Here is a 22,327-nt window from a genome sequence, read left to right as displayed (position 1 = left end):
ATTTTTTTATATAGTCTTTTGCGGTTTCTATTACTTTTTGCTCCGTCAACATCTAGGTTTTTATTTTAATACAAGAGTGAGTTTGATATTAATTCTGGTTAGGATCCCAAACTCCATGAATGCTAGGTTTCCATGTGCCATTTTCATATCCATTTAAATAATACTCTACATCGTCCGATGTTCCAAACTGAATGACTATACCGGTGTCATTTCTTACGAGGAATGGGCCATTGCCTGCTAAGCGATGTTTTGTAGAGTCCTTCGCAACATAATCATAAACATTGCCATAGCTTTTCTTAATGAATTCGTGAGGAATTTCAAGTTCAATATTTATTCTTTGCCCTATTTGTTTTATATACTTATTGGCTATTTCTAGCATTTTGTCGTCTGTTAACATATTGTTTTTATTTTTATTTTACTTTTAAATATTCTACAAAATCTGCCTTTTCAAATGTTTGCATAAGTCCTTTTTGTCCATTAAGAAGCATTAGTCTTTTATTTTTTTTAATAACATTGAAAACGTGTCCATGTTTAAATCCTTTTTTATAAATATACATTATACCAATTTCACCTTCGGCCATATCAATACTCCTAATATCTTCAATTTTAACAGGTGAAGAAAAACTATTCTCAAATATTTGTTCTAAAACTTCAACATCTTGTCCATCGGAATGTAATGCTTGTGATATATTACCTGTTTCTAAATATTCTATTACTTTTTGAACAACATTAACACAATTGGAATCAGAAACCATAATTACCTCATTGTTAAGTATATAGTGATTGAAATATGGTAATACATCATATATGTAATCAATTGCGTTTTCAGCATTGATTTCAGTTTCTTCAAGGACTTTTAATCCTGCTTTAAACTCCTCAACAGTAAGACTAATGTGGGGTGTGAGATTCTCTGCCATTCCGGCAAGTCTGCTAAACTCTTCTTCAAGCTTAGCTACATTTCCACCTGCTTTTCTATAGACATAATCTAAAAAAATATCTGTCCTTGCAGGAGATTCTCCTTTGAAAAGCAATTTTCCTTTATGAAGTACTCCTATTTCTTTCGCTGCATTCTCAATAAAAAACACTCTCAGCTTCTCAAAATCAGAAGAATGTCTGGTAATATTTTCAAGGCTGGCCTTTGAAAGAACATTTAATCCATTTTTAGAATAATTCCTTAAAGGAAACGAATATAATGTATTTTTGATTAACTTTTGTATGCTTTCCTGTTGACGCGGATATCTGGAAGTGTATAATACTTCTACGGTGGCATCCAGTGCTTTTTCTGCCTTAGGCAGCATACTCGCCATGGCACTTGTCGCGCCCTGAACCATATAAATATCATCCCATAATTTTAAAAGATCTTGCCCTTTGGCAGTCATTTTAAGCTCATCTCTAAGCTGAGTCTCTATATAGAAATCTGAAAGGGCAACCCCAATATCGGCATAAGCTACATATAGAGGTAACCCTGAAACCCCGGATTCTATAGTCGCAAGACTGGCTGATATCACCATAAGATCAGCAGCAACACGAAGACATCTCAATGCATCCTCTACTGCCTTCTTCTGAGCGATATGATAAAGAAATAATGCAGGAACTTCAGTATCCGTCTCAAGAGTTTGAACTTTACCTGTACGAAGTTTTTCCTTTTCATATACTTTGAGATGCAGCATGTCCAGAGGTCTGAACTCTCCGTTTTCAATCTCATTTTCAGCTTCAATTTCCTTCGTTTTTAGATTAAAAACCTTTACAGTATTAATCAAGGTGACAATATTATCAGGATCTCCTTCCATAAAATATCCTGTAAGCTCACAATGTCTTTCTATGGTGTCAGAATCTCTGCTGACTCCCAATGCGAAAAGAGAACCTCTTTGCAAAGGCTGATGAGCATCATCCATAGCGTGCTGAGCCTGCATGAAAGCCGTAACGTAAATTACAAAAAGCTCTTTGTTTTCAAACATCTGCCCATGAGCAACCTGATTGGTATCGGAAATAATGCCTTTTCCCATGTATACACTTTCCCCATCTAAAGAATGATAAATGTGAAGAATGAGCTTAGGATCTTTTTTAATCTTTTTATAAACAAATTCTCCGGAAATAGCTGTGAGGATACGGATAGCATATCGGCTTTTATCTCTGAAAGGCTCTACTGCCAGAGCAGCAGCTTTCCCTATTGAATCTACATCACGAAGCAGTTGAGAATCAAAATTTAGGAACTGTAAAAAATGATTCCATAGCATTTCATCTGAAAGCTTCTTTGCTTTTCCTTTGTAATCTATGCCTGTCAGAGCAAAATTAGGAAGCTGATTATAGAAAAACATCAGATCATCAACTGTGGTAAGCCCGTTTCCTGCCTCCTCAAAGTGGGCAATCAAACCTACCTGTGCCATCTCTCTGTGATAAGGAAAAAGATAGGTGATCACATCCATATAATCTTCCACATCGCTGAGGTTAATTTTTATCGCATCAGGAGATTTTGAAGAATAGGTTATGGTAGTTTCTACTTCGTTGATAGCAGTTTGTGTAGCTTCTCTGTTATATTCACGATAAGGAATATTGATGGTACAGCTAATGTTTCTTTCCCTGATTCCAATTTCTGTGTGATGGGTGTAGTTTTTAGGATCAATATAGCCTGGACTCACATTGACCCATACTTTTTTATCAATACGTTCTAAAAAAGAATTTTCAAACTGTTTCGGGTCTATTTTAGGCTCCTGTATGACTAATTTTTCAATCATCTTGGCCTTTACCCTTACGCTATCAATTTTCGCAGGAGGTATTTCTTTCAGGTTTACTTTTTCCACTTCTTGCGAGTAGTTTATAAAGTTTTTCCTGGCATCGAAAAGATAAGTGTTGAAATCTGTGGAAGAAGCAAGCACTCTGAAAAGTTTTCCCTCGTCTACCCAAAGGTTGGTGAAAAAAGGTTCTACGGAATTGGTAGCCACCTTTTCTCCTTTCATATCTGCCCATATTTCCCGGCTGATCCTATCAAAATCGTCCATCTTTTTTAAAGGGTCTTTAAAATTCATCTTTAAGTTTTTTCATTAATACTATTTTTATGTTCTGGTTGTTGGAATATAAAATCAGATCAAAAGAAATCATTCTTTCATCTGAACCTTTATAGGGTAAATATCAATGCTGGAAACGACAAAACTTGGCGTATAAAAATAAATGTGATTCTAAAAATAAGATACGACGGGAATTGCTTATTGGTCGGAATTTTGTACATTTAAATAGACGTATAAACCCAAATGCTGTATGAAAATTTTCTGCAAACTCATCTTCGTTGTTTATTTTCTAAATTATTTTGTAGCATCAGCCCAGGATAATTATCCACAAAATTATTTTAGGAACCCTCTGAATATTCCCATGCAGTTGGCTGCCAACTTTGGAGCCGTCCGCTCCAATCACTTTCATATGGGTTTAGATCTGAGAACCAACAGCAAGGAAAACCTATCCGTTGTTGCCGCTGCAGACGGTTATGTAAGCAGGATAAAAGTGGAACGATACGGCTTCGGAAATGCTGTTTATATTACCCATCCGAATGGTTATACCACAGTATATGCACATTTAAATAAATACTTCGATAAATTGGATGAATATGTAAAAGAAAGACAATATAAAGACGAAAAATGGGAACAGGATATCACTTTTTCTCCCGGACAGTTTCCCGTCTCTAAGGGGCAGCTCATTGCTTTAAGTGGAAATACCGGAGGTTCGGCAGGACCGCATTTACATTTTGAGATCAGGGATACTAAAACAGAAGAATGCATCAATCCTTTGCTTTTTGGCTTTAATATTCCGGACCGTGTTGTTCCTTCGATCAGCGGGCTATATTGGTATGACCGTCGTTTCAGTACCTATGAGCCTGGTGCAAATGGAATTTCAGTTAAAAAAGCCGGAAATGGATATACAACAGATGTTATTCAGGTTACTTCACCGGAAATAAGCTTTGCGGTTAAAGCTGTGGATAAAGCCAATCAGGGGTTTAATCTTGGAATTTATCAGGCAGAGCTGTTGATGGATGGTCAGCTGATCTATAGCTTTTCCATTGATAAAGTGAGCTATGACGATACCCGATATATTAATGGCTGTATAGATTACACAAAGTTTTCAAGAGATAAAATGGGCATCCAGCATTTATCTGAATTACCGGGAATGAAACTGAAAAATTACAATTTATCCGGTAAAACAGGAATTATTCATCTCGAGGATGACAGTGTTCACAATATTGAGATTGTTTTAAAGGACGTCAATGGAAATACAAGTAAGCTGGTTACAAAAGTCCGTTATGCAAGAAATTCGCAGCAGGTTACTTCTTCGGATCAATTGGTGAAACCGGATGAAGCAAAAACAGTAAGTACGGGAAATGCCGAAATCAGTCTCAGCAAAAATGCATTGTATGATGCTGTGAATTTTAAGATGGATGAAAAGCTAAGCTCCAATGCAGATGCTGTTTCCAACACCGTTATTCTTCATACTCCATATATTCCGGTTCATGATGGTTATACTTTGAAAATAAAGCCCAACAGAAAATTATCGGATAAAGAAAAAGAAAGAACAGTTGTTTTGTTCGATTATGGAAGTGATACGGATGTTGTCAAAGCAAAATGGAGCGGTGATAAAGTAGAAGCAGAGTTTAACAGGTTGGGAACAGCAACCCTCTTGTTAGATCAAAGTTTACCATCTGTCTCTGCAGGTTGGAAGGACGAAGCACTCATGAAAAACAGTACTCTACGATTGAATGGAAGAACTAAAATTGGTGACATCATATCATTCCGTGCGGAACTGGACGGAAAATGGCTCCGCTTTGCCCGGGTAAAAGATGACTTTATCTATGTTTTTGATGAAAAATGTCCCAAAGGCTCAGGTTCACATACTTTAAAAGTAACAACAACCAATACGGCCGGAAATACCAATATACAGACTTTTACTTTTCAGAGGTAAAATATTGTGGGTTCCTGTTTTAATTTTTTATTCATTCAAACGTTTAATTTTAATTAAATAAATTTGTTCCTTAAAATTAAATCATTGGAATTCTATCCGGACATCGAAAGATCAGACCTTAAGGACATTAAAAAGTTTCAAGAGCATAAGCTCCAGGAACTGTTAACGTATCTTCAAACCCATTCGCCTTTTTATCAGAGACTGTTTAAAGAGAACAGTATCAATATCTCGGATATTCAGACATTAGAAGATCTGCAAAAAATTCCTACCACCACAAAAAATGACCTGCAGGAACATAATCATGATTTTTTCTGTATTTCACCGGATAAAATTGTAGACTACAGCACCACTTCAGGAACTTTGGGTGATCCGGTAACTTTCGGATTATCAGACAGTGATCTTGAAAGACTGGCTTATAATGAAGCCATTTCATTTGCCTGCGCCGGAATTCAGAAAGGAGATGTAGTGCAGATGATCACCACAATCGATAAAAGATTTATGGCAGGTCTTGCCTATTTTCTGGGACTAAGAAAAATGGGTGCCAGCGTGGTAAGAATGGGTCCCGGTATTCCGGAGCTACAGTGGGATTCTATTCTAAGGTACAAACCTAAATACCTCATCACAGTTCCGTCTTTTCTTTTGAAGATGATTGATTATGCTGAAAAACATGGATTGGACTATAAAAATTCCAGTGTCTACGGAGCAGTTTGTATTGGTGAAAGCATCAAAAATCAGGATTTTACAGACAATATTCTTTCGCAGAAAATCAAAGAGAAATGGAATATTAAGTTATTCTCAACCTATGCTTCTACAGAAATGAGTACAGCCTTCACGGAATGCGAGTTCCAGATCGGAGGTCATCATCACCCGGAATTGATTATCACGGAAATTCTTGATGATAATGGAAATCCTGTGCAGAAAGGAGAGAACGGTGAACTGGCGATCACCACTTTAGGTGTTGAGGCTGTTCCTTTGCTGCGTTTTAAAACAGGAGATATCGTAAAGGCGCATTACGAGCCCTGCAGCTGTGGAAGAAATACCATGAGGCTTGGTCCCGTTGTCGGAAGAAAACAGCAGATGATCAAGTACAAAGGGACAACATTGTATCCGCCTGCAATGAATGATATTTTAAATGATTTTAATACTATATTATGCTATCAGATTGTTATTCAGTCTAATGAAATAGGGTTGGATGAAATTATCATCAAGCTAAGTACAGATCAGGACCATGAAACCTTCGTTAATGAAGTTCGGGATCATTTCAGGGCAAAACTGAGGGTAAGTCCTAAAATTGAAATCATAGATTTTGATATTCTGTCTAAAACTGTTTTTAATCCGAACAGCAGAAAACCAATCACATTTATAGATTTAAGATAATAAGACCAGAGATGAAAAAAATATTATTTCTTTTGTTAATTGCTCTTTCTGCCGGTGTTATGGCTCAAAGGGTAAGAGTTGTTTCCGGAGATTACAAATTCCTGAAAGATCAGAAATTCATCAAAGTAATTTTCAAATTTGATGGCGTTACTTTTGCGAAAAAGAAGATCAGTGAGGATCAGTATATCAAAGATAGGATGGAGGATATTGAGCAGACCAGCGGTAAAGAAGAATCTGAAAAATGGAGAAAAGACTGGGAATATTCAAAAGAAAAAAGTTTTCCGGATAAATTTTTGGCTTCATGGAATAAAAATATCGATATAAAGGCTGCCACAAACATTGAGCAGACAAAATATACCCTTATTGTAGAGCCTACATGGATTTCCCAGGGATGGTTTGCCGGGGTTGTCAACGAGCCTGCAAAATTGGATTCCAGAATGACCTTTGTAGAAACAAATAATCCCGATCATGTTTTACTGGTTGTTGAAGGAGTTGGAGCAACAGGTGATAATGTGATAGGAATTCCCAACCATAATGACCGGATCGCAGAATGCTATGCAAAAACTTCTAAAATGTTGGCTCTGAAAGCAAACCACTGCAAAGAAAAAAAGTAATAATTGATTGCTTTTTTATAATATATTTGAAACTTCAATTTTTAAAGAAAATATAATGATGAAAAAACTATTATTTCTATTGTTGATAGCCATTACAACAACAGTTTTTGCTCAGAATCAAATTAACTTTGAATCAGGAAACTTTGATTTCTTAAAAGACCAGACTGAAGTTAATGTTCAGCTGAAATTTGATAATGCTGTTTATCAGGAGAAAAATTTCACAGAAGCACAGTATCTTGAAAACAGGGAAAAAGATATTGTCGCTAAAAAGAATGAAGCTGTTTGGAAAAACTGGATTTTTCAATGGGGGAAATTTAAAGCTTCAGAGTATTTGGATTATTTCTTTAAGGGAATTAACAGCAAATCGAAAAAAATAACTTTTAAAAATGATGTAAAGGCAAAATACACTTTAATTATTGATGCAAAATGGATTTATGCAGGCTGGTACGGTGGAATGATCGGATCACAGGAAGCGAAATTAACTTCAGATCTTACATTCGTGGAAACTGACAACCCTTCAAAGGTGGTTATGAAATTACACGCTGACAAAATTCAAGGAAAGAAGATGAATAAAGATTTTTCCTGGGAATACGGAAGAATTGCAGCAGCATACGAAGTAACAGGAAAGAAGTTAGGTGCGGAAATTAAAAAAGCAATTAAATAAAACAAAAAGCGGTCTGAAAATTTCAGACCGCTTTTTTATGGTTGTTCCTGCTGTCTCTCCGTTTTGATGAGGTTGGCAAGATTTTTAATAACTGTATCGTGCTTTTTTACAAAAGGATTCTCTTTATTCCAGACATAGCCGGCTAAAACGGCACATATTTTCTGCTTTACATCTTCATTTTCAGGTCTGTGGAAAAATAATTCCTGAAGATTCCCCGTATACCATTCCTTTACGTAAGTTGTGAAAACATCTACACCGTAAAGAATATAATCACTGTATTCTTTCTGCCAGTCGATTTTCTCGCCGTTAAGCTGTCGCAAAGCCAGTTTCGCGGCAAGCATTCCCGATTCCGTAGCAAATGCCATTCCCGATGAAAAAACAGGATCCAGGAACTCAGAAGCGTTTCCGGTCAGGGCATATCCGTCACCGAACAGCTGCTTTACTGAGCAGGAATAATCTTTCAGGTGCTTTGGCTCAAAAATAAAATCTACATGGCCAAAACGTTTTACATAATAATCAGAAAGGGAAATAGCTTTCCTTAATGCCTCTGTTGTATCATCATTTTCAGACAGTTTTTCAATATATTCAGTAGGGCCTACAATGCCCACACTCGTGTTTCCGTTAGAAAAAGGAATTACCCAAAGCCAGACTTCAGTTTCAATGATATCAAAAGAAATTAAAGTACCTTCCTCACCCTCTTCTCTGTTAATATCTTCTACATGAGAGAAGATAGCAGAATGTGGAGAAAGTTTTGAAGGTTTTTCAAGGTCAAGAAGTCTTGGCAGCACTCTCCCGTATCCGCTTGAGTCGATTACGAATTTAGAATGGATCTCTTTCGTTTCACCGTCTTTGTTTCTTACGGTGGTTATAGAATCTGTACCGTTGAACTGAATATCAATGACTTCCGTTTCAAACTCCAGATCAATACCTTTGTTGATTACTTCCTGAGCCAGAGTATTATCAAAATCAGCTCTCGGAACCTGCCAGGTCCAGTCCCAGCCTTCCCCGAACTTGTCACTAAAATCAAAAATGCATACTTCATCGCCTCGTAAAAAACGTGCTCCTAGCTTTTTTTCAAAGCCCATTTTATCCAAAGCCGGAAAAAGTCCTGCCTCATCAAAATGATCCATTACCCTGGGAATTAAGCTTTCACCAACGACCAGTCTGGGGAATTTTGTCTTCTCAACAACTTTCACGTTGACATTGTTCTTCTTTAAGTATGAAGAAGATACGCATCCGGAAGGCCCAGCACCGATTACGAGAACATCAACAAATTCTTTACTCATCTTGATTTTTTATTTTAATAATAACTTCTATCTTTGCCGCAAAATTAGTGACAATTAATTAATATTTTACAAAATTAGCAACTATTACTTTTAATTGATGAAAATAAATAACTTTTTAGAACTGAAGGATTTTCAAAAAATTATCATTGAAAACGAAAAAATCGAGCTGAATGAATCACTTTTGGACAGAGTGGAAGAAAGTTTTCAGTTTTTAAAGGAATTTTCGAAAAATAAAGTAATATATGGTGTCAATACCGGCTTCGGGCCGATGGCTCAGTTCAAAATCAGTGATGAAGATACGCATCAGCTTCAGTATAATTTGATCCGAAGCCACTCTTCAGGAATCGGAAACCCATTGCCTGCAGAGGAAGTAAAAGCCTGTATGCTGGCAAGACTCAATACTCTTTCATTGGGAAATTCAGGGGTACACCAGTCTGTTATTCATTTGCTTAAAGAGTTGATCAACAGAGATATTACACCGCTGATTTTTGAACACGGAGGAGTAGGTGCTAGTGGTGATTTAGTTCAGCTTGCCCACCTTGCTTTGGTCCTGATCGGGGAAGGTGAAGTTTTTTACAAAGGAGAAAGAAAAGCAACAAAAGAAGTTTTTGAAACAGAAGGATTAGAACCAATCACAGTGGAAATCCGTGAAGGACTTGCCCTGATGAACGGAACTTCTGTAATGTCCGGAATAGGGATCGTTAATGCATATAAAGCCAATCAGTTAACGGATATTTCAATCAGGCTTTCCTGTGCGATCAATGAGATTGTTCAGGCTTATGATGATCATTTATCAGAAGCTTTGAACGGTACAAAAAAACATTACGGTCAGCAGAAAGTAGCAGAAAGAATGCGTGCTCATTTGGCAGACAGCAAACTGATCAGAAAAAGAGAGGACCATCTTTATACCCACTTTGAAGAGCAGGAAAAAGTATTTAAGGAAAAAGTCCAGGAATATTATTCTTTAAGATGTGTGCCCCAGATCTTAGGTCCGGTTTTGGATACCTTGGAATATACAGAGAACGTTCTTGAAAATGAAATCAATTCAGCGAATGACAACCCGATCATCAATGTAAAAGACAAGCATGTATACCACGGCGGAAATTTCCACGGAGATTATATTTCATTGGAAATGGATAAGCTGAAAATTGTTGTTACCAAACTTACGATGCTTGCAGAAAGGCAGTTGAACTACCTTTTAAATGCAAAGATCAACGAAATATTGCCTCCTTTTGTAAATTTAGGTAAATTAGGCTTCAATTTCGGGATGCAGGGTGTTCAGTTTACAGCAACATCTACAACGGCGGAAAGTCAGATGCTTTCAAATTCCATGTATGTACACAGTATACCTAATAATAATGATAATCAGGATATTGTAAGTATGGGGACCAATGCAGCAGTGATCTGCAGAAAAGTAATCGAGAATGCATTTGAAGTGCTGGCTATTGAAGCAATTACAATCATCCAGGCTGTTGAATATCTTGGATTTCAGGATAAAGTTTCGTCTTCTACCAAAGAGCTGTATGACGAGATAAGAAAGATTATTCCTGCATTCTCTGATGATATGGTGATGTATCCTTACCTGGAGGAGGTGAAAAAGTATTTAAAGGCAATGTAATTATCAGTGATAATGAATTGTTATACACTTGAGGATTAAATTAACGGAAAAAACTAAAACTAAATAAACACTAACACATGAAATGTGCAATTGTCACAGGCGGCTCCAGGGGAATTGGAAGAGCGGTCTGTATAAAACTGGCGGAAGAAAAAAACTATCATATACTCATCAACTACGCTTCAAACGAGGCAGCGGCTAAAGAAACTTTGGCTAAAGTACAGGAATTGGGAGCTACAGGAGAGATCCTTAAATTTGATGTAGCCAATGCTGAAGAAAGCTTGAATGTTTTGACGCAATGGCAGGATAATAATCCTGATGCTATTGTTGAGGTGATCGTAAACAACGCCGGAATTACAAGAGACGGATTATTCATGTGGATGCAGAGTGAAGACTGGAACAGTGTGATCAATACAAGTCTGAATGGTTTTTTCAACGTAACTAATTTCTTTATCCAAAAACTTCTTCGTAATAAATACGGAAGAATCATCAATATGGTTTCCGTTTCCGGAGTAAAAGGAACAGCGGGACAAACCAATTATTCTGCAGCAAAAGGAGCCTTAGTTGGTGCTACAAAAGCTTTAGCTCAGGAAGTTGCGAAAAGAAATATTACGGTAAATGCAGTAGCTCCCGGATTCATCAGAACAGATATGACCCAGGATTTTAATGAAGACGAGCTTAAAGCGATGATCCCGGCCAACAGATTTGGAGAAGCAGAAGAAGTGGCAGACTTAGTAGCATTTTTAGCTTCAAGAAAAGCTTCATACATTACCGGGGAAATAGTAAATATAAACGGAGGAATTTACTCTTAAATAATGTAACAATATAATAATGTACCGGTGTAACAATAGTGCTGTGACCTCAATAAGATTGTTACCTTGTTAAACTGATACATTGTTAAATTAATAGAACTCATGGAAAATAGGGTTGTAATTACCGGAATGGGAATTTATTCTTGCATCGGGACCTCTTTGGAAGAAGTCAGAGAATCCCTATATCAAGGAAAATCCGGTATTGCTTTAGTACAGGAAAGAAAAGAATTCGGGTTCAGGTCAGGCCTTACCGGTGTAGTACCAAAGCCCGATCTTAAAAATCTACTCAACAGACGCCAGCGTGTAAGCATGGGCGAGGAAAGCGAATATGCTTACCTTGCGACCAGTGATGCGCTTCAACAGGCAGGTATAGACCAGGATTTCCTGGACAGCCATGAAGTAGGTATTTTATACGGAAACGACAGCGTTTCTCAGGCAGTAGTAGAATCTATCGACATTGCCAGAGAAAAGAAAGATACCACATTGATGGGATCGGGAGCGATCTTCAAATCAATGAATTCTACCGTAACGATGAACCTTTCAACTATCTTTAAGCTGAAAGGAATTAATCTTACCATCAGTGCGGCGTGTGCCAGCGGTTCACATTCATTAGGACTTGCTTATATGATGATCAGGAACGGTTTTCAGGATATGATCATTTGTGGAGGAGCCCAGGAAACCAACAAATATTCAATGGCAAGCTTTGATGGCCTCGGTGTTTTCTCTGTAAGGGAAGATGAGCCTACAAAAGCATCAAGACCTTTTGATACCGGAAGAGACGGGCTTATTCCAAGCGGGGGAGCAGCCAGCCTTATTGTGGAAAGCTTAGAATCTGCCCAGAAAAGGGGAGCAACTATCCTTGCAGAGATAGTGGGTTATGGTTTCTCTTCCAATGGAGGACATATCTCAACCCCTAATGTGGACGGTCCGGCCTTAGCGATGGATAGGGCTTTAAAACAATCAGGATTAAAAGCAGAGGATATCGATTATATCAATGCTCATGCGACTTCCACACCCATTGGTGATGCCAATGAAGCCAAAGCGATATACGAGATCTTCGGAAGCAGTGTTCCTGTAAGTTCTACCAAGTCCATGACTGGTCATGAATGCTGGATGGCAGGCGCAAGTGAAGTCGTTTACTCAATTCTGATGATGCAGAACGATTTCGTTGCACCCAACATTAACCTGGAAAACCCTGACGATGAGGCTAAGAAGATAAATTTGGTCTCAAAAACGAAAAATCAAAAAATTGACGTATTTTTGTCAAATTCTTTCGGATTTGGGGGAACCAACTCCGCATTAATAGTTAAAAAATTTGATTAAAAACATGGAAAGGGAAAAAATTGTTGACATCGTTAATGATTTCTTAGTAAACGAATTCGAAGTGGATGGTGATGAGATCAGCAATGATGCCAATCTGAAAAAGACGCTTGGGCTTGACAGTCTGGACTATATTGATATGGTTGTGGTTATCGAATCTAATTTTGGAGTAAAATTAGGAGAGGCAGATTTCAAAAAAATGGTCACATTTGATGACTTCTATACTACTATTGAACAAAAAATCGCTGAAAAAAACGCATAACTATCGATTGAACTTTATTCTTTAACAATATACCAATGTAATAATATAACAGTGTACCAATGGTGAATAAATGCAATAATAGTATTGTTACATTGGTACACTGTTACATTGATAAATTAGACTTATGAACAAGTGGAAAGGTAAATCTAAAGGAACCATATTAGGATATAAAATATTCGTGTGGTGTATTAGAAATATCGGGATCCGGAGTTCATATGTTGTGCTCTATTTCGTAGCTTCCTATTATTTTTTATTCCTGAAAAAGAGCAACAGTTACATCTTTTACTATTTTCAGAAAAGACTGAATTACGGATATTGGAAATCAAAAGCTTCCGTATTTAAAAGCTATTTTACCTTCGGAAAAGTACTGATTGATAAAACGGCAATTTCTGCCGGTTTAAGAGAGAAATATACCTACGAATTTGATGGCGTTGAAAATCTCACCAACCTTCTGGCTGAAAAGAAAGGAGGTGTCCTTATCAGTGCCCATATCGGGAATTTTGAAATAGCAGAACATTTCTTTGCTGACATTGATTTCGATTGCCAGATCAATCTTGTCACTACAGACCAGGAAGTGACGGTCATTAAAGAATACCTGGAAAGCGTTGCTGTAAAACAGAGTAATATTAAGTTTATCTATGTCAAAGACGATATGTCGCATATTTTTGAGATCAATCAGGCTTTGTCAAATAATGAGCTGATCTGTTTTACAGGAGACCGTTATTTCGAAGGTTCGAAATACCTCGAAGCCGATCTGCTGGGGAAAAGTGCAAAATTTCCGGCCGGTCCGTTCCTTATTGCTTCACGTTTAGGTGTTCCTGTGGTTTATGTGTATGTGATGAAAGAAAAAAAACTTCATTACCACTTATACGCAAGGGTTGCAAAAAATATTAAAAACCGTGATTCTCAGGGACTTCTCAATTCTTATGTTCAGAATCTTGAAACCATGATCAGAAAATATCCCCTTCAATGGTTCAATTATTTCGATTTTTGGGATGATATTGATTAATTTTTCTAATTTTATCCCTGAAAACTAATTAATAAACTCAAATTGTTAAATAAATTCAGGAATTAGATAGATGAACCTTTCATTCAGGTTCAGGTATTGCTTTGTAATCTCTGGATTTCTTAATTTTTGAAATAAAAACACAGCTTTTCTCCTTTTGAATAAAAAATACGACATACTTGTGATCGGCAGCGGATTGGGAGGTCTTGTTTCGGCTCTAATTTTGGCGAAAGAAGGTCTGAAGGTCTGTGTCCTGGAAAAAAATAACCAGTATGGAGGAAATCTGCAGACTTTTTCAAGGGAAAAGCTCATCTTCGATACTGGAGTTCATTATCTGGGCGGCCTTTCAAAAGGACAGAATCTCCATCATTTCTTTTCCTATCTTGAGATTATGGATGATCTGGAACTTCATCAAATGAATGAAGACGGCTACGATAAGATCTCTTTTGGTGAAGAAAATATCGAATATCCTCATGCACAGGGTTATGAAAATTTTATTGAACAGCTCGCAGCCTATTTTCCCAACGAAAAACAGAATTTAGAAAGTTACTGCGAAGAGATCCAATATGTCTGTGCACAGTTTCCGAGATATCAGGTGATCGGAAAAGACAGCTATAATGAAGAGATCCTCCATCTCAATACTAAAAGATTCATAGAGTCTGTGACCCAGGATAAAAAACTGCAGGCTGTATTGCTGGGTTCCAATTTTTTATATGGCGGAGACTCGGAAAATATACCATTCTATGTTCATGCACTGACTGTAAACTCCTATATTCAGAGTGCCTACAAATGTGTTAAAGGAGGAAGCCAGATCACCAAACTCCTGATCAAAAAACTTCGCCAATACGGTGCAGAAGTGCATAAACATTCTGAAGTTTCCGGATTTATTTTCGATGAAGCCGGAGTGCTGTCTTCCGTTACAACAAAATCTGGAAAAGAATATGCAGCGAAAAAATTTATTTCAAACATAGAAATCCGTTCCTTCATCAAGCTGATTGGAGAAGAAAAACTGAGGAAATCTTTCCTGAACCGGGTAATGAGCTGGGAACCTGTTTCATCATGTTTCAGTGTTTATCTGGTTTTAAAACCACAGTCACTGCCAAATTTTAATTATAACATATACCATTATTCATCCGAAGAAATGGTCTGGAATGCATTCCGTTACAGCAAAGACAGCTGGCCGGAAACCTATATGCTTTCCTCCACACCCTCAAAACATTATCCCGATTATGCGGAAAGCCTTACTGCGATCTCCTATATGGATTTTGATGAGATTAAAGATTGGGAAAAAACAGTAAATACAGTTGCCGAAAAACACGAAAGAGGATTAAAGTACGAACATTTCAAGCTGGAAAAAGCAGAAAAAATGATTTCTGCATTAGAAAAGAAAATTCCGAACCTGAGACATTCCATCAAAAGCATCTATACTTCATCGCCACTCTCTTACAGGGACTATATCGGCAGCTTTGAAGGAAACATGTACGGATACATGAAAAGTTCGGATAATCCGCTTGAAACAATGGTCTCACCCCGTACCAAGACCGATAATCTGTTCCTGACAGGACAGTCTGTCAACATGCATGGAATTCTGGGAGTAACGATCGGTGCATTTAATACCTGTGCAGAAATTCTCGGAAAAGAAATTGTAGATGAACGCCTGAAACAAATGATGAATACCCATGAAAAAAAATAACAGATTCACTATGGCATTCCAGGGAATTCAATTGATCCTTATCCTTTCTCTTATTTCCTGTGGAATCTCAAAATCGGTTCATCATATTCCGGAGGTCAGCAGCTATACGCTGGAGATACCAAAGATCAATAAGATCAATGATTCTACGTTCAGCTTCAACCGGAATTATTTAACCAAAAATAAACAGCAGCTTTGGGAACTTTATATTAAAGGAAATCCATTGCAGCTCGGATATAATAACGGAGCTTTAACCCAAAGCCTGATGCAGCAGCAGGAAGAAATTTTCTTCTCTAAAGTGGAAGGTTTTGTTCCATCAAAATTTAAACAAAAACTCCTTAGGGGATTTCTAAAATGGTATAACAGGAAAATGTACCTGAATGTAAGGGAAGACTATCAGGCAGAATTGTACGGTTTGTCACAGTATTCTTCGGATAAATACAATTTTATTGCCCCAAAATATCTTCGGAACCTCTATCTTCACGGCGCTCACGATATCGGACATGCCATGCAGGATCTTGCTATGGTAGGCTGTACTTCCCTGGCAGTCTGGAATGAAAATACAGAAGATGGGCAGCTGCTCATCGGAAGAAACTTCGATTTTTATGTAGGAGATGAGTTTGCTAAAAATAAGCTAATCGAATTTGTAGAACCGGAATCCGGAATTCCATATATGTCCGTAAGTTGGCCGGGAATGATAGGTGTAGTTTCCGGGATGAATAAAGAAGGGATAACAGTGACAATTAACGCAGGAAAATCTAGAATCCCACTCACTGCTAAGACTCCAATTTCTCTTGTGACACGGGAAATTCTGCAGTATGCGAAAAATATTGAGGAGGCCATCGCTATTGCCAAAAAAAGAAAAGTTTTTGTTTCCGAATCCATTTTGGTTGGAAGTGCTCATGATAAAAATGCTGTGATCATTGAGGTCTCTCCTGATAATTTTGGGGTTTACAAGGTGGAAAATACAAGCAGGGTGCTTTGTACCAACCACTTCCAGTCCGAAGCTTATAAAGATGACAAAAGAAATCAGAAGCATATTATAGAAAGCCACTCCGAGTACCGGTATGAAAAGCTTCAGGAGCTTCTTCAGGAAAAGAAAAAGCTCAACCCTGAAAAAATGGCGGCCATTTTAAGGGATAAATCTGGTTTAAAAGACCAAAAGATTGGCTACGGGAATGAAAAAGCGATCAATCAGCTGCTGGCTCACCATGCGGTCATTTTTTCACCTGAAAAAAGACTGGTGTGGGTTTCTTCAAACCCTTATCAGCTGGGAGAATTTGTTTGTTATGACCTGAATGAGATCTTTTCCGGAAAGAATTTGGAAGAAAGCTTAAAGGCAAAAACAGCACTGAATATCGCCAGAGATCCTTTTGCAGATTCGGAAGAATTCAACAATTATGAAATATCTAAGATGTTAGGGTCAGAAGTGAGCAATGCTACAGACAACAAAAAGATGGCATTAAGTGATGATTTTATTCCTTATTACCAATCTATGAACCCGGATTATTGGCTGGTCTATTATCAGGCTGGAAGATATTATTTGGGTATTAACGAATTTTCAAAAGCGAAAACTGAATTTGAAAAAGCCCTGACTAAAGAAATTACCACAGTTCCGGACAGACAAAATGTAGAAAAGTACCTGAAGAAAACTCTAAAGAAGCTAAAATGATTCCCAAACATATAAAACTGCTGTTCTGCATTCCCTTTATCATAATTATTGTTTACACAGTCTACCTGCTTACAAAGTACAGCTCTATTCCTGATGTTATTCCTATTCATGGATATGGAGGCAAGAATGACGGGTTCGGAAGCAAACTGTTTCTTTTTGCACCTATTGTATTGAACCTCGTTATTTTGATCTTTATCTGGATGACTATCAGAAAACCGGACAAGATCAGATTTACTTTTGAAGTGAAAGAAGAAGATAAAGAGAAGACCTATTATCAGTACCAGCTGGTTTTGATCATACTGGCTATATTTGTCACCTTGATTATGTGTCCGTTATCATTTTCGGATGTTGTCTTTAAATAATTATACACGAAAAGACTAACGGCTGATTAATTATTTTCCGGATTCAGTTTGTTCAGGAAAATAAACGTTAGAACCCCGCAAAGAGCAGACATAGAAGTAGCCAGGATAGCACTTCCGATCACATATTGTAAAAGATTATTTTTGATCAGCTCAAAATTGAGTTCACTGCTCAAAATATTACTGTCCCCATGCACAAAAGGGGATCCTAAAAATAGAGAAGCGGCAATCACAAAAGGAATAAATGGCGGAAGGCTGACATTGGAGGCTATAAAAGCCAGGACTTTGTTCAGTTTAAAAAGTACAGACAGCGAGATGACGAGAAGGGTGTGAAATCCCCAAAAAGGAGAAAGACCTATAAAAACACCGAGAGCAATAGAAAATGCTTTTGTGCGGTTGCTGCCGTCACTTTCCAGAACATCCTCTTTTAAGAATCTTTTAAAGCTTTTTTTTTTGAAATTATTCACGAAATTTCTCGGAATAATGTAAAGCAGTGTTATGGTTACCAAAATAGTATTCAGGATACTGATCCGTGTAAAATCTTTGAATGGTCTGAAATGAGAAACCCGTTCTGCCGGGTCATACAAAACTTTTATAGGGACATTTTTTACAGGAACATGCCTCCAGGCTGTCCTTACAATGATTTCAATCTCAAATTCAAATTTTGGGGTGAAATATTTCTTTGGAATTTTCAGCAACGGATATAATCTATAGCCGGATTGGGTATCCTCAAGTTTTATTCCGGTCTCAAACCAGAACCAGAAATTAGAAAACCTGTTCCCGAAACTGCTTTTTTTGGGAATTCCATCCTGTTCCATATTCCGGTTACCAATCAGAAGTACATCCTTATCTTCTTTAAGCAATGCTTCTACAAATACAGGAATATCATCGGGATAATGCTGTCCGTCAGAATCGATGGTGACCGCATAATGATAGCCCAGCTCTTTTGCTTTTCTGAAGCCTGTTTTAAGCCCGTTTCCCTTTCCTTTGTTTTCAGGCAGGGAGATAACCGTTATCTGGGAATATCGGGCTAATATTTGTGGAGTAGTATCTGTAGACCCGTCATTAACTGCAATAATGCTATCGGTGTAGTCCAGAACACCGTCTATCACTCTTTTCAGAGTTTTTTCATTGTTGTAAGTAGGTATTAAAATACAGATCTTCTTTTCAGAAATTGCATTTTGTACTTCAGGAAGGGTCATTGTTTTATTTTATAGTAGCTCTTTCAGTATCTGTAAAGGACTTGGACTGCATCGCAAACTTTTTTACATAACTTTTCAGGGTTGCGTTCTGCTTACTGTAGTTATTGATAAGGAATGCTTTATCATCTTTCATGCTGCCTCTGTACCCCACTATTTTCGGGATATTTTCTTGAACGCTCAGCCTGATTACTCTAAGTTCTATATTATTCGGATTATTTTTGATAATGCTTTCAAGGCTGGTAGCACCATTTTTTACAAGAGCTTTCCTGTTGTTTTTGGTAATCTTTGCTTCCATGATCTTTGCAGCAGCTTTATAGGCACTGGTTACGGCATCCGAACCGGATTGTTTTTCTGCAAGATTGATGAATGCTTCTGTATTGGCATTAGACTGGTTAGCTTTTGCGTAGCTGCTTCTTAGGGCTTCCAAATCACTTTGAAAGAAAAAAATAAAAGCGGTTATGAGGGATAAGAAAAGTTTCATGAAAGTATTTTTTTATAGCTTACAGACATTTTTAATGCAATAGTCTCGCCAAAAGAGGTTGCATTTTTTACTTTAACATCCTCTTCATTTTCAGTAATATCCATCTGAAGCTTCAGATCCGGTGTTTCAAAAGGATTGATAATAGCCATGAACTTTACATTCGAGGCTGTTTTTAAAAATAGCTTAGAGCCGGTGAATTTTTCTGTCAGCTCTTTTACGATCTGCATCATACAAACCCCTGGTGTTACCGGATTACCCGGAAAATGCCCTTTAAAAATATCATGATCTTTATTCAGATGAATATAAGCGGTAAAACTGCCGTTTTCTGCCTTTTCATAAGATTCCAAAGTATAAAAGTCTGTAAGAATGGTCTGCATGATCTTATTTTTTCAGATTAAATGTATAATAAAGTCCTGTCTGGAAAACAACATTAGAATGATTTCTATTATAGCTGTCCACAGGGATAAAACCTTTTTTTACCCTGGCTTCGATACCAAAGTTTTTAGTAATTTCATAGCCTAAACCTGCTGTAATTCCCAGGTCAATCTCATTTTCAGGGTCAAAATTCTTTTTATCTACCACAAATTCCAAAGTAGGCCCAACATGTATATTGAACTGGTTGAAATAGAATTTATTGATAAGCTGCAATCCCAGATAAGATACGGAAAGCGTTTTCCCGTCCCAGTTGTTTACATTCGTGCTTATTTTAGCTCCCTGCCTGGAGTAATTGATCTCCGGCTGCAAAGCATAAAATTTTGCGAGGCGGATATTTCCTATAAAGCCGATATAAAAATCTGTTTTAGTTTTATAGTCCAGGTAAGGCTCAGCAGCGTTAGGAAATTCTTCCAGATAATAATAGTTAAACTCTTCACTGTTCGAGAAATGAGAAAAATTGGCTCCTGCTCTGATCCCCGGAGTAAAAGTGACCTGCGCGAAAGACAGGCCTGAAATAAAGGCTGTGACTAAAAATAGAAATTTTTTCATGTTAATTCTGTTCGGTTTCGGTTATTTGAAATAGTTTTATATTGATCTTAAAATCCTTATGTTGCAGGTTTAAGCTATCCGCGAAGATATGTTTTTTTGCCTCAAAAGTAAAATCGATTTTTTCCTTATTGTTTTTTGTGTACACAATTTCTTTTAACAGTCCGTTTTCTTTATTGAAGAACAGATAATAGGCTTTATGATCATTCCTTGACAGGTAAATTTTAGAATTGTCATTTTCAAAAGATTCATTCACCGGGTATTTTCTTTTCAGTAACTCCCGGAAGTCGTTTCTTAAAAAGCTGATAACCATCTTTTTGTCCAGATCCGGAAGAACGTAATTCAGTTTAAAGTCATTCTCAGAGATCTCAAAATCAATTAATTTATTTCCAAAATCTGAGGTCATGGCGACCCGATGAGTTGTTTCATTAAGCTTTTTAATAATCAGAATTCCGCTTACGTGGTTTTTATAAATATCCATCTGGCATTTATACACATAGTCTTCACCGGAAGAAAAATATAAATTTTCAACGGTTTTTTCAGAACTCTGAACCGGTTTTGCCTCTGCAAGTTGATAGCTTTTGCAGGAAGCAAATAGCAAAACAATCAGACTATAAACTAAATTCTGAAGCTGCAATCGCTGCATTGATCTTGGTGTTTTTGAAAACAATATTGGTGGTATCTCCCGAAGCTTCTGTCATATTAACCTGCGAAACCGTGGACTGATTTTTAGGAAAATGCAGTTCAATCTGTTTGATGTATTTTAACAGCTGAGCCGATTTCGGGGTAAATTTTGCTACATTGGAGTTCCCGCTTTTGTAATAGGAAACAGAAAACTCAGGATCGCTGAACATTTTCCCGTTCGAGCTTCCTACAATCAGCTTATTGATCTTTTCAAATGTTTTGCTTTTCGCATCAACAGATGATTTCTTGCCCTGATCGTTGATGAAAATTTTATTGTCTTTAAAAATAATGCTGTACTGATATGGTTTTGTGTATTTCCAGCTCAGCATATTCGGAGTTTTCAACGACATTTTGCCATAGGTAACAATATTTTTATCCAGAAAGTCCATTTTTTTGGTCTGGGTAAAATCGCTCTGCAGGGTTTTGATCTCCTGGGTCTCAGAAGAAACTTTGGCGACAAATGCTTTTGCTTCTGCTCCTGACATTGCTGTCATCTGTGCGGAAATGAAGCCGGAAACTAATAAAAATGCTCCAAAAGCAATATTTTTAATCATTTTTCTTTGATTTTGTAATTGAATCGACCGTAAACGTCGAATATTTTTTATCTTTCAAAAATAACAATAAATCGGCCAACACACGATAAGTCTTTTCGGAAGTGTCATGAAGCAGAATGATACTTCCTTTCTTCAGGCCTTTGGTTATTCTTTTATAAATTTTCTTTTCATCGTCTATAATGGTATCCAGCGAACGGACATTCCAGCCGATGCTTTTTTTACGGGTTCTTTTAATGGCTTTGGCAATGCTCGGATTGGTAACGCCGAAAGGAGGCCGGTATAAATCAGTTTTTATAGTGCTGGTTTTTGCCATTATCTCATCACATTTCTCAATCTCCTCAATCATTTTTGAAACAGATAAAAATCCTGTATTGTTGGAATGGGAAAAGGTATGATTTCCGATGGTATGACCTTCAGCAATAATTCTTTGAAAGGTCTCAGGATATTTTTCAATCTGTTTTCCGATGCAGAAAAAAGTAGCTTTTACCTGATGTTCTTTAAGCAAATCTAAAAAATTCGGGGTGAATTCGGTTGGCCCGTCGTCAAAAGTCAGGGCAATTTCATTGGTTTTTGTTCTTTTATGAGTAATGCTGTTGACAAAATATCCGAGCTCTATATCAAAAGATCCCCAGACTACAACTGCAGAAAACGCCAGAAAACAAGCTATATAAACCCAAAAGCTTCCATGAAACGCATAAATAAATGCATTGCAGAAAAGATAAAATAGAATGAATGGATAATGCTTCATCTTCTGTTATTTTGAATTTTGGCAATAACAAATTTACAAATTCATTCTTACCCTTT

The 22,327-nt window shown here is 37.2% G+C and carries 22 protein-coding genes; 12 read left to right on the top strand and 10 right to left on the bottom strand.

Annotated features, from left to right (window positions below; translation table 11 throughout):
- Nucleotides 1–88: 88 nt before the first annotated feature.
- Nucleotides 89–397 (bottom strand): hypothetical protein, encoded by a 309-nt coding sequence (locus tag LC418_RS00305; RefSeq protein WP_223557694.1) that lies wholly within the window; start codon nucleotides 395–397, stop codon nucleotides 89–91.
- Nucleotides 398–410: 13 nt separating this feature from the next.
- Nucleotides 411–3,026 (bottom strand): hypothetical protein, encoded by a 2,616-nt coding sequence (locus LC418_RS00300; protein WP_223557693.1) that lies wholly within the window; start codon nucleotides 3,024–3,026, stop codon nucleotides 411–413.
- Nucleotides 3,027–3,255: 229 nt separating this feature from the next.
- On the opposite strand from LC418_RS00300, the gene LC418_RS00295 reads away from it, so the two are divergent.
- The 4 genes from LC418_RS00295 (at nucleotide 3,256) to LC418_RS00280 (ending at nucleotide 7,599) form a co-directional block, all read left to right on the top strand.
- Entirely contained in the window at nucleotides 3,256–4,944 is a 1,689-nt protein-coding gene (locus LC418_RS00295) for a M23 family metallopeptidase (RefSeq protein WP_223557692.1), read from the top strand.
- Between the two features lie 84 nt (nucleotides 4,945–5,028).
- Nucleotides 5,029–6,321 (top strand): flexirubin biosynthesis putative acyl-CoA ligase FlxY, encoded by a 1,293-nt coding sequence (gene flxY / locus LC418_RS00290; protein ID WP_223557691.1) that lies wholly within the window; start codon nucleotides 5,029–5,031, stop codon nucleotides 6,319–6,321.
- Nucleotides 6,322–6,332: 11 nt separating this feature from the next.
- On the top strand, nucleotides 6,333–6,935 hold the full coding sequence (locus tag LC418_RS00285) for a hypothetical protein (protein ID WP_223557690.1): 603 nt from the start codon (nucleotides 6,333–6,335) through the stop codon (nucleotides 6,933–6,935).
- A 55-nt stretch (nucleotides 6,936–6,990) separates the two neighbouring features.
- Nucleotides 6,991–7,599 carry a hypothetical protein gene (locus LC418_RS00280; protein WP_223557689.1) on the top strand — a complete coding sequence of 203 codons (609 nt, stop codon included), beginning with the start codon at nucleotides 6,991–6,993 and terminating at the stop codon, nucleotides 7,597–7,599.
- A 35-nt stretch (nucleotides 7,600–7,634) separates the two neighbouring features.
- Here the strand turns inward: LC418_RS00280 and LC418_RS00275 are convergent, their stop codons facing one another.
- Nucleotides 7,635–8,885 carry an NAD(P)/FAD-dependent oxidoreductase gene (locus LC418_RS00275; protein WP_223557688.1) on the bottom strand — a complete coding sequence of 417 codons (1,251 nt, stop codon included), beginning with the start codon at nucleotides 8,883–8,885 and terminating at the stop codon, nucleotides 7,635–7,637.
- Nucleotides 8,886–8,982: 97 nt separating this feature from the next.
- Between LC418_RS00275 and flxA the strand changes: the two genes are divergently transcribed.
- The 8 genes from flxA to LC418_RS00235 all read left to right on the top strand — a co-directional run bounded on the left by flxA (nucleotide 8,983) and on the right by LC418_RS00235 (nucleotide 17,624).
- The gene (gene flxA, locus LC418_RS00270; protein WP_223557687.1) at nucleotides 8,983–10,503 is read left to right on the top strand and encodes a flexirubin biosynthesis tyrosine ammonia-lyase FlxA; all 1,521 of its coding nucleotides are present in this window, start codon (nucleotides 8,983–8,985) and stop codon (nucleotides 10,501–10,503) included.
- A gap of 77 nt (nucleotides 10,504–10,580) precedes the next feature.
- Complete coding sequence (gene flxB / locus LC418_RS00265) at nucleotides 10,581–11,312, top strand: flexirubin biosynthesis SDR family reductase FlxB (RefSeq protein WP_111958631.1); 732 nt, start codon at nucleotides 10,581–10,583, stop codon at nucleotides 11,310–11,312.
- A gap of 102 nt (nucleotides 11,313–11,414) precedes the next feature.
- A complete protein-coding gene (locus tag LC418_RS00260) occupies nucleotides 11,415–12,635 on the top strand; it encodes a beta-ketoacyl-[acyl-carrier-protein] synthase family protein (RefSeq protein WP_223557686.1) in 1,221 nt (406 codons plus the stop codon).
- A 4-nt stretch (nucleotides 12,636–12,639) separates the two neighbouring features.
- A complete protein-coding gene (locus LC418_RS00255; RefSeq protein ID WP_034727052.1) occupies nucleotides 12,640–12,894 on the top strand; it encodes an acyl carrier protein in 255 nt (84 codons plus the stop codon).
- Between the two features lie 124 nt (nucleotides 12,895–13,018).
- Nucleotides 13,019–13,903 carry an LpxL/LpxP family acyltransferase gene (locus tag LC418_RS00250; protein ID WP_223557685.1) on the top strand — a complete coding sequence of 295 codons (885 nt, stop codon included), beginning with the start codon at nucleotides 13,019–13,021 and terminating at the stop codon, nucleotides 13,901–13,903.
- 154 nt (nucleotides 13,904–14,057) lie between these two features.
- Nucleotides 14,058–15,593: a phytoene desaturase family protein gene (locus LC418_RS00245; protein WP_223557684.1), complete on the top strand. Its 1,536-nt coding sequence runs from the start codon at nucleotides 14,058–14,060 to the stop codon at nucleotides 15,591–15,593.
- Complete coding sequence (locus LC418_RS00240) at nucleotides 15,580–17,262, top strand: C45 family autoproteolytic acyltransferase/hydrolase (protein ID WP_223557683.1); 1,683 nt, start codon at nucleotides 15,580–15,582, stop codon at nucleotides 17,260–17,262. Before LC418_RS00245 ends, LC418_RS00240 begins: the two co-directional genes overlap by 14 nt.
- Nucleotides 17,259–17,624: a DUF1648 domain-containing protein gene (locus LC418_RS00235; protein ID WP_223557682.1), complete on the top strand. Its 366-nt coding sequence runs from the start codon at nucleotides 17,259–17,261 to the stop codon at nucleotides 17,622–17,624. The genes LC418_RS00240 and LC418_RS00235 overlap by 4 nt, the downstream gene beginning before the upstream one ends.
- A gap of 26 nt (nucleotides 17,625–17,650) precedes the next feature.
- Here LC418_RS00235 and LC418_RS00230 read toward each other — a convergent pair whose 3' ends face one another.
- Genes LC418_RS00230 through LC418_RS00200 form a run of 7 tightly spaced genes read right to left on the bottom strand, consistent with a single transcriptional unit; the run spans nucleotide 17,651 to nucleotide 22,271 of the window.
- The gene (locus tag LC418_RS00230) at nucleotides 17,651–18,823 is read right to left on the bottom strand and encodes a DUF2062 domain-containing protein (RefSeq protein ID WP_223557681.1); all 1,173 of its coding nucleotides are present in this window, start codon (nucleotides 18,821–18,823) and stop codon (nucleotides 17,651–17,653) included.
- Between the two features lie 4 nt (nucleotides 18,824–18,827).
- Complete coding sequence (locus LC418_RS00225; protein WP_223557680.1) at nucleotides 18,828–19,304, bottom strand: restriction endonuclease subunit S domain-containing protein; 477 nt, start codon at nucleotides 19,302–19,304, stop codon at nucleotides 18,828–18,830.
- Nucleotides 19,301–19,681, bottom strand: a complete 381-nt coding sequence (locus LC418_RS00220) for an ApeI family dehydratase (protein ID WP_223557679.1) — start codon at nucleotides 19,679–19,681, stop codon at nucleotides 19,301–19,303. Before LC418_RS00220 ends, LC418_RS00225 begins: the two co-directional genes overlap by 4 nt.
- A gap of 4 nt (nucleotides 19,682–19,685) precedes the next feature.
- The gene (locus LC418_RS00215) at nucleotides 19,686–20,288 is read right to left on the bottom strand and encodes a porin family protein (protein WP_223557678.1); all 603 of its coding nucleotides are present in this window, start codon (nucleotides 20,286–20,288) and stop codon (nucleotides 19,686–19,688) included.
- Between the two features lies 1 nt (nucleotide 20,289).
- A complete protein-coding gene (lolB2, locus tag LC418_RS00210; RefSeq protein WP_223557677.1) occupies nucleotides 20,290–20,931 on the bottom strand; it encodes a flexirubin biosynthesis protein LolB2 in 642 nt (213 codons plus the stop codon).
- Nucleotides 20,897–21,523 carry a flexirubin biosynthesis/transport protein LolA2 gene (lolA2, locus tag LC418_RS00205; RefSeq protein ID WP_223557676.1) on the bottom strand — a complete coding sequence of 209 codons (627 nt, stop codon included), beginning with the start codon at nucleotides 21,521–21,523 and terminating at the stop codon, nucleotides 20,897–20,899. The genes lolB2 and lolA2 overlap by 35 nt, the downstream gene beginning before the upstream one ends.
- Nucleotides 21,516–22,271, bottom strand: coding sequence for a polysaccharide deacetylase family protein (locus LC418_RS00200; RefSeq protein ID WP_223557675.1), 756 nt, complete (start codon nucleotides 22,269–22,271; stop codon nucleotides 21,516–21,518). The genes lolA2 and LC418_RS00200 overlap by 8 nt, the downstream gene beginning before the upstream one ends.
- Nucleotides 22,272–22,327 lie beyond the last annotated feature (56 nt).

This window comes from Chryseobacterium lathyri, from assembly GCF_019970085.1.
Classification (GTDB): Bacteria; Bacteroidota; Bacteroidia; order Flavobacteriales; family Weeksellaceae; genus Chryseobacterium; species Chryseobacterium lathyri.
Note: the sequence above shows the minus strand (reverse complement) of the source record. Positions and strands in the feature narration are given on the sequence as shown.